The following is an 11,901-nucleotide window of genomic DNA, read 5'->3' on the forward strand; positions in this document are numbered from 1 at the left end:
TAGGCTAAAAAAAGCCTCAAACTCATCTCTGATAACGGTGTACACCGCTTCTGCTTACTTTACGCCCTAAGACGTTTCATAAAACAATTCGCTGTTCAGCAGAAGACTCGAAGGGGCATTTCAAAAATCCGCTTATAAACCACTTCCAGCCTAAAGGTGGTTCTCTCTGTAAAAAGCCTGATTTTCTACTTCTCCTTCTCGTCGCTTTTCCTTATTAGGTTTTAAGTATACTTATTATATTTCTAAATCTAGAAAATGTTAACCAATTACTTTTTGAAGACGATTTAAAACTTTTTCTTTTCCAAGAAGTGCAATAGCATTAGGAAGCTCTGGGCCATGTGTTTGACCAGTAGTTGCAACACGGATTGGCATAAATAAGTTTTTACCTTTATGACCTGTTTCCTTTTGCACTGCTTTAATAGCCGCCTTAATTGCTGCTGGTTCCATCGCTTCTAGTGCTTCTACTTGACCCGCAAATGCACGAAGTACTTCTGGTACTTGTTCACCTTTTAATACTTCTTGTCCTTCTTCTTCATAATCAACATGATCTTTGAAGAACATTTCAGAAAGCTCTACAATTTCAGCTCCAAAACTCATTTGTTCATGATATAACGCAATTACATCACGAATCCAAGCTTGTTCTTGTTCACTTAAAGTTTCACCTATACGTCCAGCTTTCACTAGATGCGGTAAACTTAACTCTACCACCATATCTAAGTCTTGCTTTTTCATATATTGGTTGTTCATCCATTTTAGTTTTTGAGAATCAAATAATGCAGGCGATTTTGATAAACGAGCTGCATCGAACATTTTGATAAACTCATCTTGAGAGAAGATTTCCTCTTCTCCTACTGGCGACCAACCTAATAGTGCAATAAAGTTAAAGATTGCTTCTGGAAGATATCCAAGCTCTTTATATTGCTCAATAAATTGAATAATAGATTCATCACGCTTACTTAACTTTTTACGGCTTTCGTTTACAATTAAAGTCATATGACCAAATTGCGGAATATCCCAACCGAAAGCTTCGTAAATCATCATTTGTTTTGGCGTATTTGAAATATGATCATCACCACGAAGTACATGTGTAATCTCCATTAAGTGATCATCTACTGCTACCGCAAAGTTATAAGTTGGAATTCCATCTTTTTTCACGATAACGAAATCACCGAAATCATTTGAATGGAATGCAACTTCATCTTTTACGATATCTTTAAACGTGTAGTCGCGATCAACCGGTACACGGAAACGAATACTCGGAATGCGGCCTTCAGCCTCAAATCCCTTCATTTGCTCCTCAGTTAAATCACGGTGGTTTCCAGCATAACGCGGTGTTTCACCACGAGAGATTTGACCTTCACGCTCTGCTTCTAGCTCTTCTTCTGTCATATAACATTTGTAAGCTAAACCGCGCTCTAATAAATCTTCATATAATTTTTTATAAATATCTAAACGCTCTGTTTGACGATATGGTCCAAATTCACCACCAACATCAACACCTTCATCCCAGTCCATACCGAGCCATTTCAAGTATTTTAATTGGCTTTCTTCTCCACCAGCAACATTACGTTTCACATCAGTATCTTCAATACGAATAATAAACTTACCATCTTGATGACGAGCAAATAAATAATTAAATAATGCCGTACGCGCATTTCCGATATGTAAGTGTCCTGTTGGACTTGGCGCATAGCGCACTCTCACTTGCTTTTCCATAATTGGTACACCTTCCATTCTTAATGTCAACACATTCTATAATTGTACACCAAAAAAATGTGATTATCCATCTTACGAATTAAAAACCATTATTTTTTCTGTAATAAAACAACTGCTTGAGAAGCAATTCCTTCTTCTCTACCTGTAAATCCTAATTTTTCTGTTGTTGTTGCTTTTACATTGATATTGTCAATAGACGTTTCTAATAGTTCACTAATACGTTTACGCATACTTTCAATATGTGGTGCCATCTTTGGCTTTTGAGCAATAATTGTACAATCTAGATTCCCTAACTCGTAACCTTGTTCACGTACAAATTCCCAAACCTTTTGCAGCAATACAGCTGAATCAGCATCTTTAAAAGCAGGATCTGTATCAGGGAAGTGCTTTCCAATATCCCCAGCTGCAATTGCACCTAAACATGCATCCGCAATCGTATGTAACAATACGTCTGCATCTGAATGACCAATTAATCCTTTCTCATGAGGAATTGTAATTCCACCAATAATTAACGGTCTACCTTCCGCAAACTCATGCACATCAAAACCTTGTCCAATTCGAAACATTTTTTACATCCTCCTCAAGCTAAACTACAGAGCTTTATGATTCTATATTATATCGCTATCCTTATAAAGAAAAGCCCGGCTGTTGCCGAGCTTTTTTTCGCTATAATCATCACTGTCATTTCTTTTGAACATGAAGGAAACTTTCAGCAATTAATAAATCCTCTGGAGTCGTCACTTTAATATTATAGTAACTCCCCTCTACTACACCTACTTGCTTCCCGATACGTTCTACGAGACTTGCATCATCTGTACCAAGGAAACAACCCTGTTTTGCACTTCTATGAGCTTCTAACAAAAGAGAAACAGCGAACCCTTGTGGTGTTTGTACAGCTTTAAGCTGAGATCTTTCTACCGTTTCGACAACGATACCCTGCTCTACTTTCTTAACTGTATCTTTCACTGGTACCGCACAAATGGACGCTCCATATTTTTCCGCTGCAGTTAATACATCTTGAATCACTTTATTCGTTACAAATGGACGCGCGCCGTCATGTACAAGAACATACTCAACATCACTAGTATACTGAATGGCGTTATATACACTATCTTGTCTTTCGGCTCCGCCCTGAATAAATTGTACTGGCTTTTCAATTGGATACTTTTGCATTAATTCTTCAAAATACGGACGTTCTTCTTCGTTAATTGCCATAATAATACTTTTGCATGCTTTATCTTTTTCAAAAGCACGTAACGTATGCACAATAATCGGTACTTCATTAATAAGTAAAAACAACTTGTTTTTACCAGCACCCATCCGCTTACCTTGACCAGCTGCTGGAATAATTAATGTATACATATTAATAATCCTCTACTTATAATGCTTTTTCTAATAATTTACGTTTGGCGAAAATCATACGCCCAGCCGATGTTTGTAACACACTAGTAACGAGCACATTGAGTTGTGAACCCACATATTCTCTACCATCTTCTACTACAATCATCGTGCCATCATCTAAATATGCAACACCTTGATTTTGTTCTTTTCCATCTTTGACAACATAAACACTCAGTTCTTCACCTGGGAGTACAACAGGTTTAATTGCATTAGCTAAATCGTTAATATTTAACACCGTTACCCCTTGTAATTCAGAAACTTTGTTTAAGTTGAAATCATTCGTTACTACCGTTCCACCAGTGATTTTCGCCAACTTTACAAGTTTGCTATCCACTTCTTGAATATCATCGAAATCGCCTTCATAAATTTCTACCGGAATCGGCATCTCTTTTTGAATACGATTTAAAATATCTAATCCTCTGCGACCACGATTACGCTTTAAAGCATCAGAAGAATCGGCAATGTGCTGAAGTTCTTCTAACACGAATTGTGGAATCACAATTGTTCCTTCTAAAAACTTTGTTTGGCAAATATCAGCAATACGCCCATCGATAATTACACTCGTATCGAGAATTTTCCAATGAGTTGTAGATTCTTCTACCTCAGTTTCTTCATTCTCACTATTATTATTTTTCTTCTTCCCACGTTGTGGTAATGTAAATAATCCTAGCAATTCATTCCTCTTTTTAAACCCTACTTGGAATCCTAAATATCCAAGCAAAAGAGTAAAGAACACTTGCAATACTGTACTAATAACTGGAATTGTAAATTCACGAATTGGTATTAAAATTAAATATGCAACAATAAGACCCGAGATTAACCCTAATGTACCAAATAAAACATCCGCTACAGGCGCCTTTACAAGAGCCTCTTCAATATGCTTAATAAGTTGAACAATATAATCTACAAGCCAAAATGTTGTTAAAAATAAAATAATTGCACCAATAATTGCTCGAACATACGATCCTTCCAATAAAGGAACAGCACCCATGTCTAATACATTAATAACTTTTGGGATTAAGTAAATCCCTAACGCTCCGCCAATTACTAGAAAGAAGAGCTGTACAATTCGTTTTAACATCCAACCACCTCCTACTCATTATTAACCATTGTTTCGCTAATCAAAACGCCGAATGCAAAAGCGGACGTGTTTTTTTATAAATAGTTTTATTTACCAATATACCATATCATATACCAAAAATGTTCTAGTGTCGTTATATTATAGAATCAATGTAATATTCTTAATTGTGTCTACTCATATAGAGATGCTCTTGGATTCTTTTTAGGCCTTCTCGTATTTTCTTCGCCCTGACTTCTCCAATTCCTTCCACATCATCCAATTCATTAATAGTTGCTCGACAAACACCTTGCAAAGTCTTAAATCGATTAATTAAATTTTCAATTATAAGTGGCGGAACGCGCGAAATTTTGCTTGTGATTCGGTATCCTCTCGGCGTCACACTTTCTTCTAAACTCATTTGTCCTGGGTAGCCAAGCAATTTAACTAAATCGCTATCCTCTAGAAGTTGTGTATTCGCAAGATCTTGTAACTTTTTCAAAATTTGATGATGGTCTTGTGTTTTTTCTTGATAATAATCTTTAATTAATAACGCTGCCTCTGCCTCTAAATCAGCTAGTAGTTCTGTAAGTTGTAAACGAATTAACCTACCTTCTGTTCCTAGCTCATGAATATAGCTCAATATTTCATTTTTAATACGCAGTACCATTTCAACACTATGTAACACATGAACCACCTCGGACATTGTAACGACTTCTTCAAATTCTAGAATGCCCAAATTTGTAATACCATCATTCCATACAGCCTTATATTTTTCTAACGTTTGAATAGCTTGGTTTGCCTTCGTTAAAATAACACCTATATCCTTTAGTGTATAACGTAAATTCCCTTGATATAGTGTAATTACGTTACGTCTTTGTGAAATAGCTACAACGAGACTACCTGTCTGCTTTGCTACACGCTCTGCCGTCCGGTGGCGCATACCTGTTTCAATAGAATCAATAGATGCCTCTGGAACTAACTGTGCATTTGCAATTAAAATTTTACTTCCAGTTTCATTTAAAATAAGTGCCCCATCCATTTTTGCTAATTCGTATAAACTAGCAGGAGAGAATGCACAATTAATGTGAAATCCCCCATCAACAATACTTTTAATTTGTTCATTATATCCAAGAACAATTAGTCCCCCTGTTTGTGCGCGAAGCACATTATCTATCCCTTCGCGCAGTGGTGTTCCTGGGGCCACGAGCTGTAAAATATTAATCATACTTTTGACACGTTGCTTGTTTTCTTCCATAGCCTAGCCTCCTAATGTCAAACGAAGCGCTTCCCCTAAATTAGATACACCTACTACCTCAATCCCATCCGGAATTGTCCATCCCCCCAAATTTTTTCTAGGAATAATAGCACGTTGAAATCCTAATTTAGCTGCTTCTTGTACACGTTGTTCAATTCTTGATACCCTTCTTATTTCTCCAGTTAATCCTACTTCTCCTATTACTGCATCAGTTGGTGTCGTAGATTTATCTCTAAAACTTGAAGCAATACTTAAAGCCACAGCTAAATCAATTGCTGGTTCATCTAATTTCAAGCCACCTGCTACTTTTAAATATGCGTCTTGGTTTTGCAATAATAAACCTGTTCTTTTTTCTAGCACTGCCATAATAAGCGATACACGGTTATGATCAATTCCCGTCGCCATTCTTCGAGGGTTTCCAAAACTAGTAGGGGAGATTAATGCTTGTATTTCTACTAAAACCGGTCTTGTTCCTTCCATTGAGGCAACTACTGTTGATCCTGCGACTCCAACGGGTCTTTCCTCAAGAAAAATTTCAGAAGGGTTTAAGACTTCCGCAAGACCAAGCTCTTTCATTTCAAAAATACCCATTTCATTCGTGGAACCAAAACGATTCTTCACAGCTCGCAAAATACGATATGTATGATGACGATCTCCTTCAAAGTAAAGAACTGCATCGACCATATGTTCTAACATACGAGGTCCTGCAATTGCCCCCTCTTTTGTTACATGTCCGACGATAAAAATAGGAATCCCTTTCGTTTTTGCAAGTTTCATTAGTTCCGCTGTACATTCACGTACTTGCGCTACACTTCCTGGGGCTGACGTCACTTCAGGTAAATGTATCGTTTGAATAGAGTCAATAACAACAAAAGCCGGATTCATCTCTTCAATGTGCGCTGCAATTCGCTGTAGATCAGTTTCTGCTACAACAAATAGATTACTACCCTTTACATGCAAACGATCTGCACGAAGTTTAATCTGCTTTGCTGACTCCTCACCTGATATGTATAGTACATCATATGAAGAATCTGCTAATTGCGATGAAATTTGTAATAACAATGTTGATTTCCCAATCCCAGGGTCTCCACCAATAAGCACTAAGGATCCATCTACAATCCCACCACCAAGTACACGATTAAACTCTTGGAATTTCGTTTCAATACGTGCCTCAGATTTTGTTTCTACTTCTGTTAGGCGTCTTGGTTTTGTTACTTCCGATTGAATTGCATTGCCATAATTAAGGCGTCTTGATGATACAACCGGTTCCATCTCTTCAACAAGCGTATTCCATTGACCACAACCAGGGCATTTCCCCATATATTTTGGTGACTGATAACCACACTCTTGACATGTGAATTTTGTTTTCTTTTTAGCCATATCGTTTTATATTTCACTTCACTTTCATCTATAAACAGTTTATCCTTCTCGTACAAGAAAGAGGGCTATCTCGTAGCCCTCTTAGTTTGTCTATACTTATTTTACCTTTTCAGCACTATGAATGACAAATGATTCCCCTTCAACATCAAAGATAACTTTTTGTCCTTTCTCAATAGCACCTTTTAAAAGTTCTTCCGATAGTCTATCTTCTACATGTTTCTGAATTGCTCTACGAAGCGGACGAGCACCGTATTCTCGGTCAAATCCTTTATCAGCAATGGCTGAAATCGCTCCTTCTGTTAAATGCAATTCAATCTCTTGCTCTTTTAAGCGCTTCACTAACTGATTCACCATAAGTGTTACAATCTCTTGAATATGTTTTTTCTCAAGCATATGGAACACGATAATTTCATCAATACGGTTTAAGAATTCTGGACGAAATGCCTTTTTCAGCTCATCCATTACTTTACCTTTCATATCTGAATAATCGCGGCTCTCATCTTGTACGTTAAATCCAAGATGTTTATTACGTTTTAACGCATCTGCACCAACGTTAGATGTCATAATAACAATTGTATTACGGAAATCAACTGTACGCCCTTTAGAATCCGTTAAGCGACCATCTTCTAATACTTGTAGTAAAATGTTAAACACATCAGGATGAGCTTTCTCTACTTCATCTAATAGGACAACTGAATATGGCTTACGGCGAACCTTTTCTGTTAATTGTCCACCTTCTTCATATCCAACATATCCTGGAGGAGATCCAACTAAACGAGAAGTCGAATGCTTCTCCATGTACTCAGACATATCGATGCGAATCATTGCATCCTCATCACCGAACATAGATTCTGCTAATGCTCTTGCTAGTTCTGTTTTACCTACACCTGTTGGCCCTAAGAAAATAAATGAACCAATCGGACGTTTCGGATCTTTCAATCCTGCTCTAGCACGACGAACAGCTTTCGCTACAGCTACTACCGCTTCATCTTGACCAATAACACGGTTGTGAAGAATGGATTCTAAGTTTAATAATTTATCAGTCTCTGTTTGTGCAAGTTTAGAAACCGGTATACGAGTCCACGTAGAAACGACATTTGCAATATCTTCTACTGTCACTTCTGAGTTTTCTTTTCCTTGTTGCTCTTTCCATTGACGCTTCGTATCTTCTAACTTTTCACGTAAGCGTTGTTCCATATCACGTAAGGAAGCAGCTTTTTCAAATTCTTGACTTTGCACAGCTGCATCTTTTTCTTTTCTAATTTCCTCAAGCTTTACTTCAAGCTCTTTTAGATTTGGTGGTGTTGTATAAGAGCGTAAGCGAACCTTTGAAGCAGCTTCATCAATTAAATCAATTGCTTTATCTGGTAAGAAACGATCTGTAATATAGCGGTCTGAAAGCTTTACAGCTGCATCAATTGCATCATCTGTAATAGATACACGGTGATGTGCTTCGTAACGATCACGTAAACCTTTCAAGATTTGAGTTGATTCGTCTAAACTTGGCTCATCAACGTGAATTGGTTGGAAACGTCTTTCTAAAGCCGCGTCTTTTTCAATATATTTACGATATTCATCTAAGGTTGTCGCCCCGATACATTGTAACTCTCCGCGTGCTAAAGATGGTTTTAAAATGTTCGATGCATCAATTGCACCTTCTGCTCCACCTGCACCAATTAATGTATGAAGTTCATCAATAAATAGAATAATATTTCCAGCTTGACGGATCTCATCCATAACTTTCTTTAAACGATCTTCAAATTCACCACGATATTTCGTTCCAGCTACAACTGTACCCATATCTAGTGTCATAACACGCTTATCTCTTAATGTTTCAGGAACTTCATTATTTACAATTTGTTGTGCTAATCCTTCTGCAATTGCCGTTTTACCTACACCAGGTTCTCCAATTAATACAGGATTGTTTTTTGTTCTACGGCTTAAAACTTCAATTACACGTTGAATTTCTTTACCACGACCGATAACAGGATCTAGACGATTTTCACGTGCAACAACTGTTAAATCACGTGCTAAGCTATCCAGTGTCGGTGTATTTGCATTCGTTGAAGAACCACCTTGGTGACCTGAACTTGCTTCATTACTTCCGAGAAGTTGCAATACTTGTTGTCTTGCCTTATTTAGGCTAACACCTAAGTTATTTAAAACACGTGCTGCTACACCTTCACCTTCACGGATTAAACCAAGTAAGATATGCTCTGTTCCAACGTAAGAATGACCTAATTTACGAGCTTCATCCATAGACAACTCAATAACCTTTTTAGCACGCGGTGTATAATGTACAGTTTGAGAAGCTTCTGTTCCGCGTCCAATCAACGCTTCTACCTCTTTTTGAACCTTCTCTGGACTTAATCCAAGAGCAATTAACGCTTTTGCTGCAATTCCTTCACCTTCGCGTACAAGCCCAAGTAAAATGTGTTCTGTTCCAATATTATTATGCCCAATACGAATTGCTTCCTCTTGAGATAAAGCTAATACTTTCTGTGCTCTTTCTGTAAATCTTCCAAACATCATAGAAATCGCCTCCTACTTGCGCTTAGTTTTTTTCAATACGTAATCGCTCACGGATTAAGGTTGCTCTTCGATAATCTCTTTCTTCTGGTCCTAAAGGTCCGCCTGCATATTGTTGTAAAATGCCTGGTTGTGTAAGAACCATTAGCTCAGTCAAAATATTTCTCGATACACCTTTTATATATCCTAAATCAATACCAAGTCGTACATCTGATAAGCAAGTAGCCGCTTCTGCAGATTGAATTAAACGACTGTTTGCTAGTATGCCATAAGAGCGATAAACTTTATCTTCAAGCTCAATACTTGAATTTTGTACAATTAATTCTCTAGCCATTTTTTCTTGCTGTATGATTTGTTGAACGACACTCTTTAAATCTGCAATAATATCTTCTTCAGATTTTCCTAGCGTCATTTGATTTGACACTTGAAATATATTACCTAACGCTTCGCTACCTTCACCGTATATTCCTCTTACTACTAACCCTAATTTTTGAATTACTTGTATAATGCGGCTAATTCTTTTCGTTAAAACGAGTCCCGGTAAGTGAATCATTACGGAAGCCCTCAATCCTGTACCAACGTTAGTAGGGCAGCTCGTTATATATCCAAGTGATTCATCAAAAGCATATTCAACCTCTTCCTCTATCCAATTATCTATTTGATTGGCACTTTGAAGGGCCTCTGATAACTGTAATCCTGAAAATAAGCACTGTATCCTAATGTGGTCTTCTTCATTAAGCATAACACTAATATGTTCACTTTCTGATAATAGACATGCTCCATATTCTGTTCCTGCAAGGTTAGGACTAATTAAATGCTTTTCAACTAATACTCTCCTTTGAAGAGGCGTTAATTCATTCATTTTTAATAGTTCAAACTCTCCAAAAGGTTCTACCGTTTTATTTATAAATTCCTTTTTAAATAATTCATGAATCTGTCTAGCTTCTTCTTCGTTTTGCATAGTAGAGAATTGATATTTTTTAAAATTACGAGCCAAACGAATTCGACTACTTAAAACAATATCAGAATCAGGGCCATCCCCCTTCATCCATGGACTAATCGCTTCATTCATAATTTTGTCCAGTGACATAGAACTATTCCCCCTCTCTATGCTCACTAAGCTGATTTTCAAGACCTCGAATGTTATCCCTTACTTCAGCAGCTTTCTCAAACTCCTCTTTCTGTACGTATTGTTTCAGAATGAGTTTTAGTTCATCTAATTCTTTCTTTAAGTGAAGATTTCCTTCTATACGTTCCGGAATTTTTCCACAATGATCTGTATGTCCGCCGTGCAGACGTTTTAATAATGGCTTTAAATGTTCCTTAAATGTATCGTAACAAGAAGCACATCCAAACCGTCCCACCTTTGTAAATTGCTCATATGTCATCTTACAATCTGGACACCTTAATATACTTGTATTCGAAAGCCCGTTTTGTCCTTCTTCAAACATTGTTGATTCATCGTGTAATAACCCAGCAAATAAATCATGGAATGAAAAGTTAGACTGCGGTGATTGAAAGAAAGACGTATAGCCACTTTGTTCTGCACATTGCTCACAAAGATGAACTTCCGTCTTCTTTTCGTTGATTACTTTTGTATAATGTAAAGTTGCTGGTCTTATATTACAGTTTTGACAAGTCATCACTATCCCCACCTTTACAATAGGAACGATCTATCTGATAGTACTTTTCATACATTACTAGATTGTTCACTTTCCTTTACTTGTTTAAATAAAAGTGCGTGTTCTTTTTTCAAAACCTCTACAATATTTAACTGCCTTATCTCTTAGTTATTATTCTTTTACAAAAGCTATATTTATTTATATTTCAGTGTTCTTAACATTGCGCATAATATTCGAGCCCTAAGTTCATCTCGAGAAGGAACATCCATTGATAATACAGAACGATCTAGTACACTTAACATAAGTTTAGCTTCACGATTTGTTATGATTCCCTCTTCTATTAAACGTATAATCATACTCTCTGCATTCCCTTGCGCAACGCTATGATCAATCATATGAAGCATTTGATCGATCATGTCTATATCGTCATGCAGTTTGACTTTTATAATGCGAATGTAACCTCCTCCACCACGTTTACTTTCTACTACAAATCCTCTTTCTAACGTAAAACGGGTATTGATTACATAATTGATTTGAGATGGTACGCACTCGAATCGATCCGCAATCTCATTTCTTTTGATTTCAATCACATTATTATTACTTAAGTCAATAACTTGCTTTAGATATTGCTCAATGATATTAGATATATTTCTCATTTATCCGCCACCTTTATTGACTTTGACTATCTTTGACTTTAATTATATACGTATTAATAAAATTTGCAACTCTTTTGCTTATTCACTATCCTAGCCACATTCCCCTGTATTTAATCAAAATAATAATTATTTAAACACATTTTTTAATTACTATGGATTATAAAAGAAAACACGAAAAAACACGAGTCATTTGACTCGTGTTTAGTTGCTTGGCGACGTCCTACTCTCACAGGGACAAGGTCCCAACTACCATCGGCGCTAGAGAGCTTAACTTCCGTGTTC

The 11,901-nt window shown here is 36.9% G+C and carries 10 protein-coding genes and 1 other annotated feature (1 of these 11 only partly in view); all 10 genes read right to left on the reverse strand.

Translation table 11 applies throughout. The features are described 5' to 3' along the window. Window positions 1-211 (reverse strand) — a binding site (T-box leader) (it extends 36 nt beyond the left edge of the window). Window positions 212-258: 47 nt separating this feature from the next. Further along, window positions 259-1,716, reverse strand: a complete 1,458-nt coding sequence (gene gltX / locus AC3WTA_RS27885) for a glutamate--tRNA ligase (RefSeq protein WP_000415158.1) — start codon at window positions 1,714-1,716, stop codon at window positions 259-261. A gap of 89 nt (window positions 1,717-1,805) precedes the next feature. After that, window positions 1,806-2,282: a 2-C-methyl-D-erythritol 2,4-cyclodiphosphate synthase gene (gene ispF, locus AC3WTA_RS27890; protein WP_000488386.1), complete on the reverse strand. Its 477-nt coding sequence runs from the start codon at window positions 2,280-2,282 to the stop codon at window positions 1,806-1,808. A 115-nt stretch (window positions 2,283-2,397) separates the two neighbouring features. Then, entirely contained in the window at window positions 2,398-3,078 is a 681-nt protein-coding gene (gene ispD, locus AC3WTA_RS27895) for a 2-C-methyl-D-erythritol 4-phosphate cytidylyltransferase (protein WP_000288298.1), read from the reverse strand. A gap of 16 nt (window positions 3,079-3,094) precedes the next feature. Next, complete coding sequence (locus tag AC3WTA_RS27900) at window positions 3,095-4,198, reverse strand: PIN/TRAM domain-containing protein (RefSeq protein WP_000919687.1); 1,104 nt, start codon at window positions 4,196-4,198, stop codon at window positions 3,095-3,097. A 160-nt stretch (window positions 4,199-4,358) separates the two neighbouring features. Continuing rightward, window positions 4,359-5,432 carry a DNA integrity scanning diadenylate cyclase DisA gene (gene disA, locus AC3WTA_RS27905; RefSeq protein ID WP_000392165.1) on the reverse strand — a complete coding sequence of 358 codons (1,074 nt, stop codon included), beginning with the start codon at window positions 5,430-5,432 and terminating at the stop codon, window positions 4,359-4,361. A 3-nt stretch (window positions 5,433-5,435) separates the two neighbouring features. Continuing rightward, window positions 5,436-6,812: a DNA repair protein RadA gene (radA, locus tag AC3WTA_RS27910; RefSeq protein ID WP_492333147.1), complete on the reverse strand. Its 1,377-nt coding sequence runs from the start codon at window positions 6,810-6,812 to the stop codon at window positions 5,436-5,438. Between the two features lie 96 nt (window positions 6,813-6,908). Then, entirely contained in the window at window positions 6,909-9,344 is a 2,436-nt protein-coding gene (clpC, locus tag AC3WTA_RS27915; RefSeq protein WP_000971181.1) for an ATP-dependent protease ATP-binding subunit ClpC, read from the reverse strand. Window positions 9,345-9,366: 22 nt separating this feature from the next. Then, a complete protein-coding gene (mcsB, locus tag AC3WTA_RS27920; protein WP_492333148.1) occupies window positions 9,367-10,431 on the reverse strand; it encodes a protein-arginine kinase McsB in 1,065 nt (354 codons plus the stop codon). Between the two features lie 4 nt (window positions 10,432-10,435). After that, entirely contained in the window at window positions 10,436-10,984 is a 549-nt protein-coding gene (gene mcsA, locus AC3WTA_RS27925; RefSeq protein ID WP_000128403.1) for a protein-arginine kinase activator protein McsA, read from the reverse strand. Between the two features lie 173 nt (window positions 10,985-11,157). Beyond that, window positions 11,158-11,619 carry a transcriptional regulator CtsR gene (ctsR, locus tag AC3WTA_RS27930; protein ID WP_001244576.1) on the reverse strand — a complete coding sequence of 154 codons (462 nt, stop codon included), beginning with the start codon at window positions 11,617-11,619 and terminating at the stop codon, window positions 11,158-11,160. Between the last annotated feature and the right edge of the window lie 282 nt (window positions 11,620-11,901).

It is taken from the genome of Bacillus sp. EB106-07-01-XG149, from assembly GCF_058791555.1.

Coding starts and splice junctions, on each gene's coding strand:
- gltX (WP_000415158.1), bottom strand. CDS start 1,716: ATGGAAAAGCAAGTGAGAGTGCGCTATGCGCCAAGTCCAACAGGACAC.
- ispF (WP_000488386.1), bottom strand. CDS start 2,282: ATGTTTCGAATTGGACAAGGTTTTGATGTGCATGAGTTTGCGGAAGGT.
- ispD (WP_000288298.1), bottom strand. CDS start 3,078: ATGTATACATTAATTATTCCAGCAGCTGGTCAAGGTAAGCGGATGGGT.
- AC3WTA_RS27900 (WP_000919687.1), bottom strand. CDS start 4,198: ATGTTAAAACGAATTGTACAGCTCTTCTTTCTAGTAATTGGCGGAGCG.
- disA (WP_000392165.1), bottom strand. CDS start 5,432: ATGGAAGAAAACAAGCAACGTGTCAAAAGTATGATTAATATTTTACAG.
- radA (WP_492333147.1), bottom strand. CDS start 6,812: ATGGCTAAAAAGAAAACAAAATTCACATGTCAAGAGTGTGGTTATCAG.
- clpC (WP_000971181.1), bottom strand. CDS start 9,344: ATGATGTTTGGAAGATTTACAGAAAGAGCACAGAAAGTATTAGCTTTA.
- mcsB (WP_492333148.1), bottom strand. CDS start 10,431: ATGTCACTGGACAAAATTATGAATGAAGCGATTAGTCCATGGATGAAG.
- mcsA (WP_000128403.1), bottom strand. CDS start 10,984: ATGACTTGTCAAAACTGTAATATAAGACCAGCAACTTTACATTATACA.
- ctsR (WP_001244576.1), bottom strand. CDS start 11,619: ATGAGAAATATATCTAATATCATTGAGCAATATCTAAAGCAAGTTATT.